Origin of the sequence: Pandoraea terrae (assembly GCF_902459695.1) — a bacterium.
Taxonomy (GTDB): domain Bacteria; phylum Pseudomonadota; class Gammaproteobacteria; order Burkholderiales; family Burkholderiaceae; genus Pandoraea; species Pandoraea terrae.
Genome location: NZ_CABPRZ010000018.1, coordinates 25,477 through 41,604 on the forward strand (window position 1 = coordinate 25,477; position 16,128 = coordinate 41,604).

The 16,128-nt window shown below is 65.4% G+C and carries 13 protein-coding genes; 6 read left to right on the forward strand and 7 right to left on the reverse strand.

What is annotated here, in order from left to right; all coding sequences use genetic code 11:
* The first annotated feature begins 13 nt into the window (after window positions 1–13).
* Window positions 14–1,444, forward strand: coding sequence for an RtcB family protein (locus tag PTE30175_RS19075; protein ID WP_150698651.1), 1,431 nt, complete (start codon window positions 14–16; stop codon window positions 1,442–1,444).
* Between the two features lie 110 nt (window positions 1,445–1,554).
* A complete protein-coding gene (locus tag PTE30175_RS19080; RefSeq protein WP_150698652.1) occupies window positions 1,555–2,934 on the forward strand; it encodes an FAD-containing oxidoreductase in 1,380 nt (459 codons plus the stop codon).
* A gap of 51 nt (window positions 2,935–2,985) precedes the next feature.
* On the opposite strand, the gene PTE30175_RS19085 is transcribed toward PTE30175_RS19080, so the two are convergent.
* Window positions 2,986–4,809: an ABC transporter transmembrane domain-containing protein gene (locus PTE30175_RS19085; RefSeq protein ID WP_150698653.1), complete on the reverse strand. Its 1,824-nt coding sequence runs from the start codon at window positions 4,807–4,809 to the stop codon at window positions 2,986–2,988.
* Between the two features lie 192 nt (window positions 4,810–5,001).
* Here PTE30175_RS19085 and PTE30175_RS19090 point away from each other — a divergent pair, with 192 nt between their 5' ends.
* Window positions 5,002–5,688, forward strand: coding sequence for an intradiol ring-cleavage dioxygenase (locus PTE30175_RS19090; protein WP_224788863.1), 687 nt, complete (start codon window positions 5,002–5,004; stop codon window positions 5,686–5,688).
* A 62-nt stretch (window positions 5,689–5,750) separates the two neighbouring features.
* On the opposite strand, the gene PTE30175_RS19095 is transcribed toward PTE30175_RS19090, so the two are convergent.
* The 4 genes from PTE30175_RS19095 to PTE30175_RS19110 form a co-directional block, all read right to left on the reverse strand.
* Window positions 5,751–6,794 carry a lipocalin-like domain-containing protein gene (locus tag PTE30175_RS19095; protein ID WP_150698731.1) on the reverse strand — a complete coding sequence of 348 codons (1,044 nt, stop codon included), beginning with the start codon at window positions 6,792–6,794 and terminating at the stop codon, window positions 5,751–5,753.
* A 38-nt stretch (window positions 6,795–6,832) separates the two neighbouring features.
* Complete coding sequence (locus PTE30175_RS19100; RefSeq protein WP_150698654.1) at window positions 6,833–9,358, reverse strand: FtsX-like permease family protein; 2,526 nt, start codon at window positions 9,356–9,358, stop codon at window positions 6,833–6,835.
* Between the two features lie 3 nt (window positions 9,359–9,361).
* Window positions 9,362–10,075 carry an ABC transporter ATP-binding protein gene (locus PTE30175_RS19105; RefSeq protein ID WP_150698655.1) on the reverse strand — a complete coding sequence of 238 codons (714 nt, stop codon included), beginning with the start codon at window positions 10,073–10,075 and terminating at the stop codon, window positions 9,362–9,364.
* Between the two features lie 120 nt (window positions 10,076–10,195).
* The gene (locus PTE30175_RS19110; RefSeq protein ID WP_224788865.1) at window positions 10,196–11,410 is read right to left on the reverse strand and encodes a DUF1214 domain-containing protein; all 1,215 of its coding nucleotides are present in this window, start codon (window positions 11,408–11,410) and stop codon (window positions 10,196–10,198) included.
* Window positions 11,411–11,795: 385 nt separating this feature from the next.
* Between PTE30175_RS19110 and PTE30175_RS19115 the strand changes: the two genes are divergently transcribed.
* Genes PTE30175_RS19115 through PTE30175_RS19125 form a run of 3 tightly spaced genes read left to right on the forward strand, consistent with a single transcriptional unit; the run spans window position 11,796 to window position 14,081 of the window.
* Window positions 11,796–12,398 (forward strand): DUF1326 domain-containing protein, encoded by a 603-nt coding sequence (locus tag PTE30175_RS19115; protein WP_150698656.1) that lies wholly within the window; start codon window positions 11,796–11,798, stop codon window positions 12,396–12,398.
* Window positions 12,395–13,213, forward strand: coding sequence for a DUF2182 domain-containing protein (locus tag PTE30175_RS19120; protein ID WP_150698657.1), 819 nt, complete (start codon window positions 12,395–12,397; stop codon window positions 13,211–13,213). Before PTE30175_RS19115 ends, PTE30175_RS19120 begins: the two co-directional genes overlap by 4 nt.
* Window positions 13,206–14,081, forward strand: coding sequence for a DMT family transporter (locus PTE30175_RS19125; protein ID WP_150698658.1), 876 nt, complete (start codon window positions 13,206–13,208; stop codon window positions 14,079–14,081). Before PTE30175_RS19120 ends, PTE30175_RS19125 begins: the two co-directional genes overlap by 8 nt.
* 99 nt (window positions 14,082–14,180) lie before the next feature.
* On the opposite strand, the gene PTE30175_RS19130 is transcribed toward PTE30175_RS19125, so the two are convergent.
* Both PTE30175_RS19130 and PTE30175_RS19135 read right to left on the reverse strand, forming a co-directional pair.
* On the reverse strand, window positions 14,181–15,005 hold the full coding sequence (locus PTE30175_RS19130; RefSeq protein WP_150698659.1) for an SDR family NAD(P)-dependent oxidoreductase: 825 nt from the start codon (window positions 15,003–15,005) through the stop codon (window positions 14,181–14,183).
* Between the two features lie 2 nt (window positions 15,006–15,007).
* The gene (locus PTE30175_RS19135; protein WP_150698660.1) at window positions 15,008–15,880 is read right to left on the reverse strand and encodes an SDR family NAD(P)-dependent oxidoreductase; all 873 of its coding nucleotides are present in this window, start codon (window positions 15,878–15,880) and stop codon (window positions 15,008–15,010) included.
* Window positions 15,881–16,128 lie beyond the last annotated feature (248 nt).

Consider the following 16,128-nt stretch of genomic DNA (forward strand, 5'->3'; position numbering starts at 1 on the left):
GGCAGGGGGATTCATGGATCTCAAGCGCTTTGACCGTGCGGCAGAGTGCGAATGGCGCATTGCCGCGCACGGTGCCATGCGCGTGCCAGCGGTGATCTTCGCCAGCGAGTCGCTCATGCGCGACATGGACGACAAGGTCTTCGAGCAAATCACCAACGTGGCCAGCCTGCCGGGCATCGTGACTGCCGCGTACGCGATGCCTGACGCCCACTGGGGTTATGGATTTCCGATCGGCGGTGTCGCGGCCTTCGATCCCGATGACGGCGGCGTGATTTCCGCCGGCGGCGTAGGGTTTGACATATCCTGTGGCGTGCGCACCCTGCACACCGGCGTGACGGAGAGTGACGTTCGGCGCGTGCAGGTGAGACTTGCCGACCGGCTCTTCGCGCGGATCCCCGCCGGAGTGGGCAGCACGGGAGCCCTGCGCTTCGCGCCTCGCGAACTCGATACCATTCTCGCCGGCGGCGCGCGCTGGGCGGTTGAACAGGGCTACGGCCGGCCGGATGACCTGGCGCGGATCGAAGAGCGGGGCTGTGTCGCCGACGCCGCGCCGGACGCGGTGTCCGATGCGGCCAAGCGCCGTCAGCGGGACGAAATGGGGACCCTGGGCTCGGGCAACCACTATCTCGAAGTGCAAGTCGTCACCGATACCTACGATGCGCGCCTGGCCGAAGCGTTTTCCATCGAACGGGGTGAGGTCCTGGTGAGCATCCATTGCGGCTCGCGCGGCCTGGGGCACCAGATCGGCACCGACTACCTGCGGGAAATGGCGATCTCGGCCAAGCAGCAGGGCATTACGCTGCCCGACCGCGAACTGGCCTGCGCGAGAATCGACTCCTCTCTCGGGCAGCGCTACCTCGGCGCGATGCGGGCCGCGATCAACTGCGCGTTGGCGAACCGCCAGATCCTTACCCACATTACGCGACAGGTTTTCGCAGACGTGATTCCGGATGCGGCGCTGAGCTTGCTCTACGACGTCTCGCACAACACCTGCAAGGTCGAGCAGCACGTGGTGGGTGGCGAGGCTCGGCGCGTGTTCGTTCACCGCAAGGGGGCGACACGCGCCTTCGGCCCCGGTCATCCCGATCTGCCGGAAGCGTTGCGTGATGCTGGCCAGCCGGTCCTGATTGGCGGCAGCATGGGAACGGCGTCCTACATTCTGGCGGGGTCGGCCGGGGCCATGCAGCGTTCGTTCGGTTCCGCTTGCCACGGTGCAGGCCGCGGCATGAGTCGGCATGAGGCAGCCAAACGCTGGAACGGGCGCAGCGTCATCGATGAACTGGCGGCGCGCGGCATCCTCATTCGCAGCCTCTCTGCAAGAGGTGTTGCTGAAGAAGCGCCCGGGGCTTATCACGACGTCGGTGCCGTTGTCGACGCCGCAGAGCTGGCAGGGCTCGCGCGCAAAGTCGCCAGGCTCGAACCCCTCGTTTGCGTCAAGGGCTGACCGGTCAGCCTGGGCCGGTTCAATGCCTGCGCCGTCAAGGGCAAGCGAGCCCCGCTCTCCTATACTTGAGCATGCGCTTTTGGGCGGCGCTGCCAAGCAAGGAGATCGAGATGGCTCAAGGCTTCGACGCAATCATCATCGGCACCGGACAAGCGGGCCCCGCGCTCGCCGCGCGGCTGTCCGGCGCGGGCATGAAGGTGGCCATCATCGAGCGCGCGCGGTTCGGCGGCACCTGTGTGAACACCGGCTGCATTCCCACCAAAACCCTGATTGCAAGCGCGTACGCAGCCCAAACGGCGCGACGGGCTGCCGAGTACGGCGTGACGATCGGCGGGCCGGTAACCGTCGACATGAAGCGGGTGAAAGCACGCAAGGACGAAATCTCCGGTCACTCCAGCAACGGTGTGGAACAGTGGCTGCGCGGTTTGGAGAACGGCACGGTCTACCACGGCCACGCCCGCTTTGAGAGCGCGCGAACCGTGCGGGTGAACGGCGAACTGCTGGAAGCCGACCGGATCTTTGTGAACGTGGGTGGACGCGCCTTGATTCCGCCCATGCCCGGGTTGGATAAGGTGCCGTATCTCACCAACTCGAGCATGATGGAGGTGAATTTTCTACCGGAGCACTTGATCGTCATCGGCGGGAGCTACGTGGGCCTTGAGTTTGGCCAGATGTACCGGCGCTTCGGGGCCCGCGTGACCATCGTCGAAAAGGGCCCGCGCCTGATTCAGCGCGAAGACGAGGACGTGTCACAAGCGGTGCGGGAAATCCTGGAAAGCGAGGGGATCGAAATCCGGCTCGATGCCAATTGCCTGACCGCGCGCAGCGAGGGCAGCCGCATTGTCGTCGGGCTGGATTGCAGTGCCGGGGATCGCGACGTCCATGGCTCGCATCTGCTGCTCGCGGTCGGCCGCGTGCCCAATACCGACGACCTGGGGCTCGCCAGCGCAGGGGTCGAGACCGACGCTCGCGGGTATATCACGGTGGACGAGCAACTGCGCACCAACGTAGCTGGCATCTGGGCGCTGGGCGACTGCAACGGCCGCGGCGCGTTCACGCATACCTCGTACAACGATTACGAGATCGTCGCTGCCAACCTCCTCGACAACGACGCGCGCAAGGTGTCGGATCGCATCGCGGCCTACGCCATGTTCATCGACCCGCCGCTTGGCCGCGCCGGCATGACGGCGTCGGAAGCCAGGCAAACCGGGCGCAAGGTGCTGGTCGGTACCCGCCCGATGACACGCGTTGCGCGAGCCGTGGAGAAGGGCGAGAGCCAGGGTTTCATGAAGGTGCTCGTCGATGCGCAAAGCGGGGCGATTCTCGGTGCCTCGATCCTGGGCGTGACCGGCGACGAGGTGATTCACTCGCTGCTCGACGTCATGTATGCGAAAGCGCCTTACACAACGATTAGCCGCGCGATGCACATCCATCCAACGGTTTCTGAATTGGTGCCCACGCTGCTTCAGGAGTTGCGGCCGCTGGAATAGTGGCGGCGACCCTTGCTTGCCGGTATCGGCCGCCGTAGGCTGCTCGCCCGTTCACGCCGAGCCGGCGGGGTGCGGCGCAGCGGCGCGCTGCGCCATCAGCCCAGAGGGTTCGCCGAACTGCAGGGCGGCAAACTGCGCGTAGAGCGGCGAGGTCTGCAGGAGTTCGGCGTGGCGGCCCTGCGCAACGATGCGGCCTTGCTCCAGCACGATGATGCGGTCGGCCTGCTGCACGGTCGAGAGGCGGTGCGCGATGACCAGCGTGGTGCGATTGTGTGCAGCGTTATCCAGTGCCTGTTGCACCAGCCGTTCGCTGGTGGCATCGAGCGCGCTGGTCGCCTCGTCGAGCAGCAGGATGGGCGGATTCTTCAGGATCGCGCGGGCGATCGCGATGCGCTGGCGCTGTCCGCCCGAGAGCCGTACCCCGCGCTCGCCAAGAAACGTGTCATACCGTTGCGGCAGTTCCTCGATGAACCCGGCCGCAGCGGCCATTTCGGCGGCCTGCTGCACTTGCGCGAGCGTGGCTTCGGGCGCGCCGTAGCGGATATTGTCGAGCACGCTGCCGGAAAAGATCACCGATTCCTGCAGCACCACACCGATATGCCGGCGCAACTCGGCGAGCGGCACATGCCGCGTCGGCACGCCGTTGATCAGGATGCTGCCGGCCTGCGGGTCGTAAAAGCGAAGCAGCAGTTGGAACAGTGTGGTCTTGCCGGCGCCGGACGGTCCCACCAGCGCTACATGCTCGCCCGGGCGGACGGTGAGTGAGAGACCGGAGAGCGCTGCGATACCGGGCCGTGACGGATACGAGAAGCTGAGGTTGTCGAAGCGGACGCCGTCACCGCGCGCCGGCAGCGGCTCGGCCGCCTCGGCCTGCGCAACGGGCGAGCGCGCCGCCAGCAGCTGCAGCAACCGCTCGGTGGCGCCCGCGGCCCGCTGCAGTTCGCCCCACACCTCGGCGACCGCCCCCACGGCCCCGGCGGTGACCACCGCGTAAAGGATGAACTGGGACAATTGTCCGGCGGTCATCCGCCCGCCCAGTACTGCCTGCGCGCCGAGCCACAGCACGAACACGATGGCGGCAAACACCAATACGATGACCACGACGGTTAGCCAGGCACGCGCCCGAATGCGCGCGAGCGCCGTCTCGAATGCGGCTTCCACCGCGTCCGCAAAACGCTGCCCCTCGTAGGGTTCCTGCGCAAACGACTGCACCGTCGGCATGGCATTGAGCACCTCACCGGCGAGCGCGCTCGCGTTCGCCACCTTGTCCTGGCTGGCGCGCGAGAGCCGCCGCACGCGCCGCCCGAAGACGGCGATGGGCACGACCACGACGACCAGCGTGACCAGGATGTAGCCGGACAGCAGCGGGCTGGTCACCGCCAGCATCGCCACGCCACCGACGAGCAGGAAGAAGTTGCGCAACCCCATCGACAGGCTGGTGCCCACCACGGTCTGGATCAGCGTGGTGTCGGTGGTGAGCCGCGACAGCACCTCCCCGGTCTGCGTGGTTTCGAAGAACTGCGGACTCATCCCCAGCACGTGGTCGTAGACCGCCCGCCGCAGGTCGGCCGTGACCCGCTCGCCCAGCCACGACACCAGGTAGAAGCGCAGTGCCGTGGCCCCGGCCAGCACCACCGAAACGGCGAACAGCGCCAGGAAATAGCGGTCGATATGGGCCGGATTTCCCGCGGCGAAGCCCCGGTCGATCAGGTATTTGAACGTCACCGGCAGCGCCAACGTGGCGCCCGCCGCCGTCACGAGTGCTGCGAAAGCGAGCCCCCAGCGCCCGGCGTAAGGGCGCAGGAAGGGCAACAGGGCGAACAGGGGAACGATATGTGGCGAGGGCGGCGAGGGCGGGGCGGCGGCGTCTGGCATGACGATTCCTGAGGGGGCGGCGATCATCTCGATTGTGCCAGCGCTCCAGATTCGAAGTGTTGCCGTATTGCGTGCCCGCTGCCGCGCGAGTCGTATACTTGTGCTACGCCCGCACCTCCGCCGAAGGAGAAGAACGTGAACGATACTGATGGAAAGGCAAGCTCGCTCATGCGCCGTCGCAAGGCGCTGGGGATGCTCGGCGCGGCCGCGGCCGCCGTGCTTGCGGAACGCTCGGATGCGCAGCCCGGCGCCAGCGGTTCAGCGAAGCGCAAACAGCCCGCCTGTATCCTCACGCCTGAACAGACCGAAGGTCCCTATTTTGTTGACGAGCGTCTGAACCGCTCCGACATTCGTGTCGACCCCACTGATGGACTTGCGAGGCCAGGCGTGCCACTGGCATTAGTCCTGCGTATCTCTTCGATAAGCAGCGCGGGTTGCACGCCCCTGACTGGCGCTGTCGTGGATATTTGGCATTGTGACGCGGCAGGCATTTACTCGGATGTTGCCGATCCGGGTTTCAGTTCGCTCGGCAAGAAGTTTCTGCGCGGCTATCAAGTGACGGACGCGAATGGGAACGCCCGGTTCGTCACCGTATATCCCGGATGGTATCGAGGCCGAGCGGTTCACATCCACTTCAAGGTTCGCGCCAAAGCCGGTTCAGGGCAGGGCTATGAATTTACGTCGCAGTTGTACTTCGATGACGCGATCACGGATCGAGTGCATGCGCGTAACCCCTATGCCGGCAGGGGCCAACGGAAAGTCAAAAACGAGGGGGACGCCATTTTTCGAGACGGCGGCAGTCAACTGGTGCTCTCGCTGGTCGAAGGCACCCAAGGCTACTCGGCGACGTTCGACGTTGGGCTGCGGATGCCTCGGTGAGTCGATGGCGGCAGGCGATCGTCGACAACGTGTCCAACCCTCGATGAACGGCACGCCTTGGCCTAGAGGTCGAGACGCCGGAAGTAGCCGGTCAGTTCAAGATAGCCGTGCCCGACAACCTGGGCGCCGCGCAGTGCGGTGACTGCGCCTTCCCAGTAGATCGCGCCAGTGCTGGCCCGGCTATCGAGTTCCTGGTCGTCCATCAGGGGTACGAGGTCGAGCGCGAGTTCGCCTGCGTGGACCTGCATCGATACGGGATATTCGGTACCGGTGCGCGGCGAACGCCAGCGGCGCCGGGGTACGAAGTTGACAGCGGCGGCAGGCAGGCGTGTGACGCTGCCGTCGGCATGCCGCAGCGCGCCGCCCGCCCAGAACTTTCCTCCGGATTTGTCGCGGATCTGGAAAGCCATCAACGCACCTCCGTCATCGAGATTGATGCCGATCCAATCCCAACCGACCGCCTGTTCGGCCAACAACGCAGACGACCACTCGTGATCCAGCCATGCGGTGCCCCTGACGTTCTCCCGCACACCCTGGCGGGTGAGGACTCCGCTCACGCCGAGTTGCGGTTGGCTGTAGTAGTAGCTCGCCTGCGCCGGGAGAGGCCCCTTCCGGCTGTAGCCCCGTTCACCCTGCAGCAGGGGCGGCTGGGGTGGCCGTAGCACGAGTTCGAAGGTGAAGTCGCGTGCGTCGAGCATGGTTCGATAAGTGCCGCCCGCGTCTCGCTGGAGGGACCAGGCACCGATGTGCACATCGGTGTCGCCGCGGGCCGCCTCGGCCAGTCCAAACCCGCTGCGCGCAGCGCGCTGCTCATGCTGCAGACTGCCGAGCGCGGGATCGGACACGGCCGCGTGGGCAAACAACAGTTCCGTGGGCGCAAAACGGCTGGGGTTGGTTTGATCGAGCGGCGGGCGCGAACGGAAGAAGGTCACCTGGAAGCCGAGCGGCTTGCCGCCCGCGGTTTCCAGCCACCCGGTGATGTACCACCATTCGGTGCGGAAATCCGGGTGGGCGCCATAATCACTCGGGAAGCTTAGTGCGTGGCCCGGTACGACGGGGGGATAGGCCGGCAGGTTGTCCTGCGGCCGGACGGCAGCCGACAGCATTACCCAGAGCAATGCGAGGATCAGGGAGATGCGTTTTGTCACCAGTCCTCCCGTACTGCGCGCACCGCCCCGGCCGACATCGCCCGCCGTCCGCTGGCCAGGGCGGTCAGCATGGCAGCAGCTACCAGCGTCAACGCAATGGTGGCTAGCAGGCCCCATGGCATGTGCAGCGTCATCGTCCAGTGGAATGATTGCGGGTTGACAACGTGGATCAGGATCAGCGCAATACCCCATCCGAGCGCCAGGCCGGCGCCCACGCCGAGCAGCGCCAGCAAGGCGCCCTCCAGCGCCAGCATCGCACCGATCTGCCGGCGCGTCACGCCCACATGCCGCAGCATGCCGAATTCACGCGAGCGCGCCAATGCCTGCGCACCAAAGCTGGCGCCAATGCCGGACAGGCCGATGGCGATGGCGACGCCCTCCAGCAGATAGGTCACGGCGAAGCTGCGGTCGAAGATCCGCAGACCCGCAGCGCGTATCTCGCCGGGTTCCGCGATCTCGATCTGCCCGGCACCGGGCAGGCGCTGGCGCAGGCTTTGCACTGCCTGCGTCGTGCCGACACCCGGTGCAAGCCACAGGGCGGCGTCGGTAATGCGCTGGTCGCGACTCAGGCGACGGTAATCATCGAGGTCGATCACGATCGCCCCATACTGGCGGGCGTAGTCGCGCCAGATGCCGGCTACCGTGACCGGGACCGGCCGCCCGGCGAGCGGCAGGCTGATACGTTGGCCGGGATGCATGCCATACAGGTCTGCCATCGCCTCGCTGACCCAGATTGGCGGCGGATCACCTGTGCGTGGCTGGGTGGGCATGCCGATGATTGCCAAACGGGCCGCAGGATGGTGTTTGTCGACGGGTTTGGCGATCAGCGCCACCGGCGGCAGGCGCGGATCGAGCAGGATCTGGTTTGTGCGCATGAACTCGGCCCGGGCGATGCCGGGTGCGGTGGCAATGATCTGCTGGTCGGCGCCGGAGAAATAGCCCGTATCGCCGCTCGCGGACGCGCGCAAATAAAGTTGGGCCGGCAGCACGATGTTTAGCCACTGATCGAGTGAGACACGAAAGCTCGTGACCATGATCGCCATGGCGGCCATCAGGCTGAAGCTCACCAGGATTCCTGCCAGTCCGATGGCGGCGCGCCCTGGCGCGCCGCTGAGTTGCGCCAGCGCCAGATAAGGCACGGATCGGCGCCCACGTGGCAGGATGCTGAAGATCCAATGCGCGAGGCGCGGCATCAACAGGATGGCCCCGACCAGCAACAGGCCGACCGCCACGTAGGCGAATACCGGAAGCCCGGCCACGGGTTCGGCCTTGGTCAATGCAACACCTGCCGCGACGATTGCCAGCGCCGGCCACGGCGAGCGCAGGCGCTTGAGGGGCGTTTCCTCGTCGCCCGCCTTGAGCATTTGCGCCGGCCGCGCGCGCGAAGCCTCCCATGCAGGTGCAAGACTGCCGATCAGCGCTGTGGCCACGCCGAGCGCGGCGAACGCCAGCGCGGTGCCGGCGTTGAAGTGCACCGACGGTCGTATCCCTGGAAAATATCCGCCGCCGAGATCGCCGCCCGCATAACGCAGCACCATGGCCGCCAGCGCCAAGCCGAGCGTGGTGCCGAGCAGGGCGCCCGCCAGGCCAAGCGCCGCACCTTCGGCCAGCACCAGGCGCAGCAGGGCGCCGCGGCTCATGCCCAGCGCGCGCAGCAGCGCCAGTTGCGTGCGCCGCCGGATGATCGACAGCGCCTGGGTCGAAAACACCAGGAAGGCGCCGGTAAACAGTGCCACCAGCGCCAGCACGCCCAGATTCACGCGATAGGCTCGGGACAGGTCCGAGGCGGTTCGCTGGTCGTCATCGGGCGTGGCCGCCGTCACGCCGGCCGGCAGCAGCGGCGCCAGTGTCCGGCGGAAGGCTGCCACGTCCACGCCCGGCCGCAGCCGGAGATCGATGCGCTGCAGCAAGCCGAGACGCCCGAAGTGCCATTGCGCCGCCCCGATATCGATGACGCCCAGGCGCAGCGCTTCACTGGTGACGGGTAGCGTGCCGGCAACGCGCAGCGCGAGGGTCCCCAGTCCCACTTGCACGGTAAGCATGTCGCCCGGTCTCAGGTTGAGCCAGGCCAGCGCAGCCGGTGAGAGAAATACTGCGGTGGGCGCCAGCAGGTCGAGATTGCCCGCCTGTGTTTGGGCGGGACGCCCGATAAGCCCGGGATTGACTGCTGCCACGCGGAACGCGTCGACGCCGAGCAACTTGAGCGCCTCGCGGCGTGCCGGCAAGTGTGCATCGACCTCGACCACGGGACTGGCCGCCGCCACCTGCGGCAAGCGCGCGACGCGCGCGTAAAGCGTTTCATCGAAGCCGCTGCGCGGTCCGCGGATTTCCAGATCGGCCTGGCCCGCGAGCGCGCGTGTTCCCTGTGAGAACTCGGTCAGGGCAGCATGGTTGATCAGATGCACGGCGTAGCCCATCGCCACGCCGATGGCGATCGCGATGATGCTGACGACGGACCGGCCCGCGTGAGCGCGCAGTTCTGCCATGAGCAGCGCCGGCAAAAGGGGATGAAAGACCCGCATCGTTCAAGCCTCAAGTCGAGGCGCTTGGGGTGGCCGTACGGGTGGGTACGGCGCCAGCCCTTCGGGAGTGAGCAGCAGAACGCGGTCGGCGGTTGCGGCCGCAAGTGCCGAATGCGTCACCAGCAGCCCGGCGGTGCCCGTGGCATCGTTCGCCTTGACCCGTTCGCGCAGCAGGCGCAGGATCTGCGACGCGGTTTCCGGATCGAGATTGCCGGTCGGCTCGTCGGCCAACAACAGACTGGGCCGGTGCACCAGCGCCCGCGCGATCGCTACCCGCTGCATCTCGCCGCCGGACAACTCGCGTGGGAGACTGTTGCCCCGACCCTCCAGTCCGACCCCAGCCAACATGGTGATGGCGCGTGCCTGAGCCTCGCGCCGGCCGACGCCGTTCAGCAGCAGCGGAAGCGCGACATTCTGCGCGACGCTCAAATGCGGCAGCACATGGAACGCCTGAAAGACAAAGCCCATGGCGCGCCGCCGCAGCAGTGTCGCCTGGTCGTCGTCGAGCGCACCCAAGTCCTGTCCGTCGAACAGGACGTGACCACCATCGGGCCGATCGAGGCCGGCGATCAGGTTCAACAGTGTCGATTTGCCGACGCCCGATTCGCCCATGATCGCGACATACTCGCCGGACTGGACCACGAGACTGATCGCGCGCAGTACGTTGCGCGGATGCGCACCGTCGTAGGTTTTCGTGACCGAGTCAAGTGCCAGCACGTTCGCTCCATCGGAGCAGCATTAGGCACAATGTAGCCGAATCGGTCGGGTCTGCCTATATCAATACGGTCGGACGCCCGAGTGCAACGGCTGCTTGATACGCCGGGCAAACAGAAGCGGTTACGTCTTCGGGGCGTTCGCCGCCGGAAGGCGGATCACACGAGCTTTCGGATACGGCTGCGTCTTGCCGCTGATGAGCCGATACATCATGGTGCCTACGTGGTGGCCCGCAGTGCTCAGCCAATTGGGCATACCCGGGTCACGATGCGCGAGCACCAGCGTCACGCTGCCGTCGGGATTGGCCTTGGCCGTGGATTGGTTGAGATGGATCGTGAAGTATCGATAGTCGAGGGACTCCATCCAGTAGTTGTCCACCTGGAAGTTCCAGAACTGCGCCTCAGCCTTGGGAATATCCACGACCAGCGCCTCGTCGGGCGCGAGGGTCCAGTAGCCGTGTACGTAGAAGATCGAAGGATCGCCTCCGGCCTTCTGGTAAATGCGCTGGTCCTGTGGCGCGAATGTGTTGGGTGCCGACTTGAACGTCTTCGCCCAGTCGGCAAAGAGCTTGGCCGTGCCGCCGACGAAGGTGGCCGAGGCCATCAATTGCTGCGCGAACCGTTCGGGCTGGAGTGGCGCCGGAGTCTTGGGGCCGTTCAGGCATTCGATCGTCACGGTCGCCGGCGTCTCGCGGCGCCGGTCGAGGAATGTCTGGCGGACGAGGACCGTTTCCGTCTCGGCCGTCATTGGCAGCCAATTGCCGGGATGAGGCTTGGCGCTGATAATCAGCTCGAAGGCGCCATCGGGCGAAAACTTCATGTTTTCGGAATCGAGGAATCCCGTGCCCGTGAGCGCCTGGTTCTTGCCGTAGTTGCCCGCCTTGGTGGAAAAACCGATGTAGTGTACGGTCCCGCGATGCCCCGTGATCCGGTATTCCAGGCGGCCATCAATCTGCGCGTTCTGATAAAGATTGTCCGGGTTGTCCGCGCCAATCTTCTTGTTCGTGTCCACCAAGCTGAACAACACCGGAAAATGCGGATCGGCGAACTCCACGTACTGCTCCAGCCCCGCGCGCAGCAGTCGCGTGAGGTAGCGGTAACCTTCGGCCCGGTCGAACGCGCTCGCCGGTGCCTCCGGCCGCAGTATTTGGCCGCCTGCGGCCTTCAACTGGTCGCAAAAGGCGTTCCACAATGCGCCCGAGCTCAGTGCGTCCGCACCTGGCGGTGTTGCGCCTGCCGGCGCCGGCGGTGCGGCTGCGGCACGTTGCGGCACGACCGGCCCAATGCCCAGCATGCCGCCAACGGCGCCAAACCATTTGAATAGGGTACGTCTGCTCACGGATTTGTCGCTGGAATTCACTTACGGCCCCCTGTCTCCTGACACGAATGTTTCATGATTTCACCGTGGCTGACGACGCGCCTCATCTAAACGGATGACCGTCGCCTCATGGCGGGTTCAGGCGTTTGCGCCCGCCGCCAGGACGGTGGAGCGTGCTTCAAGTTTCGTGCGTGACAGGCGACAGCCGACAGACATCCGGGTTTGTACGGACTCATACGGAACCGGCGTCCACCATACTGAAACGTGGGCGCTCGCCCACTGCATGCGCCGATTTGAATCGAGGCTTCCCCGGATTCGACGCACGGCAATCGCATGATCTGCTACCCCGTTGCCGCCACGAGATGCGGCGACAACTGAGCGTTCGCGCGCCTTCAATGGAGGTCGTATGAGCTATCACCTGGAAGGTCGGTTGCTCGAAGTTTGCAACTGCAAAGTCCTGTGCCCCTGCTGGATCGGCGAGGACCCCGACAACGGCACTTGCGACACCATTGTCGCGTGGCGCATTGACAAGGGAACGGTCGACGGGGTCGAGGTCGGCGGCAACACCATCGCCGCAGTGGCGCACGTCCCCGGCAATATCCTGGAAGGCAACTGGACGGCCGCAATCTATGTCGACGAGCAGGCCTCCAAGGAGCAGGAAGAGGCACTTTTGAAGGTATACACCGGCAAGGCCGGCGGCCCGGTCGCCGAACTCGCCAAGCTGATCGGCCAAGTCGTATCGGTGGAGCGTGCGCCGATTCGTTTCACCGTCAACGCGGGCAAGGGCGAACTTGAGATCGGCACGAACTACTACGCCGAACTCGAGCCCTATCTCGGTGCCACCGGTGGTCAGACCACCCTGTCCGACACCGTGTTCTCGACGGTACCGGGCGCGCCGGTTTTTGTCGGCAAGGCCCCCACGTATCGATCAAAGAACGCTGCCCTCGGCATCGATCTGAATATCAAGAACCACAACGCGCTGCAGAGCACATTCGTTTTTGACGCATGAACCCGACGACGGCAGGCACGACGCCGTCCAACGCCTCACGTCATACCCACGTGTTCCTGCCGGTCCTGGCCGGGCTGGTAGCGCTCGCGTGGCTGGCGTTGTGGGCGTGGGCGCGCAGCCCCTACGGACGGTATATCGATCACGGTGACTGGACTGTGTCGGGACCGGCGGCGTTCCTGTGCCGTGTCGTTCCCGCCGCAGACGTGGTCGTGCCCATGGTGCTCTACGCCGCCGCCTGGATTCTCATGACGACGGCCATGATGCTGCCGACGACGTTACCGTTGTTCAACGTCTTCGACCGGCTGACGGCCGGCCGCCCGGACCATGGGCGCCTCCTGCTGCTGCTCGGCTTGGGTTACATGACGGTGTGGGGCGCCTTCGGACTTCTGGCGCACGCCCTTCACAGCGGCGTGCTGTCTTTGGTTTCCAGCGTGCCCGCCCTGGCATGGCGTGGCTGGCTGATCGGTGCTGGCGCCATTGCATTGGCGGGCGCGTTTCAATTCAGCCGGCTCAAATACCGATGCCTCGATAAGTGCCGAACGCCGTTGGGCTTCGTCGTCGAGCACTGGCGCGGACACGCGCAAGCGCGGCAAGCGTTCGCGCTTGGCGCCCGGCATGGTTTGTTCTGCGTCGGCTGCTGCTGGGCGCTGATGCTGCTGATGTTCGTGCTCGGGACCGGCAGCCTCGGCTGGATGCTCCTGCTTGCGGCGGTGATGGCTATCGAAAAGAACGTTCGTTGGGGGCGGCGTCTGAGCGCGCCCCTCGGTGTCGCGCTGCTGTCCTGGGCCGTCGTCCTGGTGGCGACCCATGCATGACGCGCGCGTCGTCCGGCCCGACTTGCAGACGACCGCCCTCACTGCGGTGGCGATGCTCGCCTTTGCGGCCAATTCGCTGCTGTGCCGGTTGGCGTTGCAGCAAGGAAGTATCGACCCGGTCAGCTTTGGCGGCATCCGGCTGATTTCCGGCGCGATCACGCTCGCCGTCATCGTGCGAATCCGCTCTGGGCGGTCCTCACGCGGCCACGCGGACTGGCTAGCTGCGGGCATGCTGTTTGCCTACGTCGCATTCTTCTCGTTCGCGTACCTCACTTTGTCCGCAGGCACCGGCGCATTGATTTTGTTCGGCGCGGTTCAATTGACGATGTTCAGCGCGGGCTTGCGCTCAGGCGAGATGTTTGGCGCCATCGCATGGCTCGGATTTGCATTTGCCGTCGCAGGGCTGGTGTATCTGGTATCGCCGGGGGTCGCTGCGCCGCCGCTCATCGGTGCCGCGTTGATGGCGATTGCGGGGGTGGCGTGGGGCGTGTACTCATTGCGCGGACGCGGCGTGACCGACCCCCTCGTTGCGACTGCAAGCAACTTCTTACGGGCGACGGCACTTGCCGTCGCGTTGAGTCTTCTCTTTGTCGCGCACGCCCATGCGGACGCGGCCGGGGTTTCCCTGGCCATTGCGTCCGGTGCGCTCACTTCCGGCATCGGGTACGTCATCTGGTATGCCGCGCTGAGCAAACTGTCTGCCATGCGAGCCGCCACGGTACAGCTGTCGGTGCCGCTGATCGCCGCCTTTGGCGGGGTGGCGTTCCTGTCGGAGGCGATCACACCGCGCCTGGCTGTTGCCTCCGTGGCGATCCTTGGCGGTATTGCGATGGTGTTGGCCAGCAGGTCGCGGAAGTCGCGCGCGTAGTGTTTATTGTGAATGCAGCGGCGCGGCTCAGCCGGCTACCCGGGCAGGCTTCGACACGGCTGCATCGCGTCTTTGCGCGAGCAACTGCCGGGGACACCGTCAATACGCCGGCAGTTCGGGATTGCGCCGAGCCAGAATGCCCGCCACGCGTTCTCGCAAGGGTTCGTCGATCATCTCCGGTTGCGGCAGCAACCAGTAATCGCCTTCACGAATGCCGACAAACACGCGTTTGGCGAACTCGTCGGGCGTGAGTCCGTAGGCCGAGATCATCGTGTGAAGCTTGTCGACGAACTGCCGGACCTCGGGGCGCGCCGACGTATCTGCTGCAGGGGCATCGAAGATGCCGCTTTGCACCGGGCCGGGCGCGAGCAGTGACACGCCGATCGGTGCGTCAATCATCTTGAGCTCGCCATACAGCGATTCCGTCAGGGCAACGACCGCGAACTTGGTGGCCGAATATGGCGACATCAGCGGGCTTGGCAGGAAGCCCCCGATCGACGCCGTATTGACGATATGCGCCGGCGTGCCTGCTTTGAGCATCCGGGGCACGAAGCTGCGGATGCCGTTGAGCACGCCATGCACGTTCACCGCGAAACTCCGTTCGAATTCCTCGGGAGATATTTCCCAGGTGAAGCCGGTGCCCATGACGCCGGCGTTATTGAACAGCAGGTCGACGCGGCCGTATCGTTGCCAGGCGAGTTCCGCCAGTGCATCGACGTCGGATGACTTGCGGACGTCGGTGGCGACGGCCAGCACGTCGGCATCGAGCGTGGCGGCAAAGGCGTCGAGCCGGGACTGGTCAACGTCCGCAAGCACGAGGCGCATGCCCAGTGACGCTGCGTGGCGTGCAAGGCCGCTGCCAATGCCGCTGGCTGCGCCCGTAATCACGGCGGTGCCGCCGTCGAAGCGAATGGGTGCCGTCATGATCAGGCTCCGGAGGGGACGATGTGCGGATGCGCCACTTCCGGCAAGGTCGGCGGCGGCAGCAGTTCCCGTCCGTCAAGCGAGTAGACGGGCAACTGGCAGGCCAGCGGAAAATGCAAGCTGTGCGTGACGAGGCCGGTCCGCTCCTTTGCCGGCAGGTGGCAAAGGGCGAGTGCCGTTTCCGCCAAGTATTCAACGGCTTCCGTCGGATACGCCGCCGGAATGTATTGGGCGGCGCCGGGCGTGCGAATCGCCGTGCTGGGCGCCACGGAATTCACGGCAATATTGTCGGCAGCCAGCTCGGCCGCGAGGCCTTGGGTGAAGCGGCTCACCGCTGCCTTGACGGCTGCGTACACCGTTGCGCCACCGTCGCTGTCGAACACGTTATACGGACGAATCGGTGCGAGTGCGGTTACGGAGCTCAGGTTCAGGATCCAGCCGGCGCCTCGGGCACGCATCAGGGGAATGGCCGCCTGACTCAACGTGAAGGGCGTACGCAGGTAGTGATCCAGCGTGCGTTCGAACATCGACAGCGGCATCGTTTCGACGCGGCTGTATTCGGCGAGACCCGCGTTGTTCACGAGAATGTCGAGGCCACCGGCGGCGTCGGCGGCACGCGCCACCAGCGTGTCGCGCTCGTCCGGCTTCTCCAGGTCTGCGGCCAGTGCGATCGCGCGTCCTCCGGCCTGCGTGATCAATGCTACCGTTTCAGCCAGGGTGCCGGGGAGGACGACCGATTGATCAAGGCTGCGTCCGGTGACGATCACCGTTGCGCCTTCCGCGGCGAAACGCTGGGCGATGGCCCGGCCGATGCCTCGGCTTGCGCCGGTGATCAACGCGATCTTGCCATTCAGTTTTTTTGATGTATTGATCATACGGACCTCTGCGAGATGGTGAAGCGAATCAGAACGCTCGGCGCCAACGGGCAAAGGTATGGGAAGTGGCCTCCACCGTTCATACCCAACGACTGCGAAGTCCCTATCCGTCGTTTTGAGATAAGCGTGAGCAAGTGTGGCTATTGTGTCTCGCCGCATTGATGCAGACACTCACAACATCTTTCAGCAAACGATACCGTGGCGATCAAAATGGCGTCTGCAGGAAGGAAATACGGGCCATTAGCCCA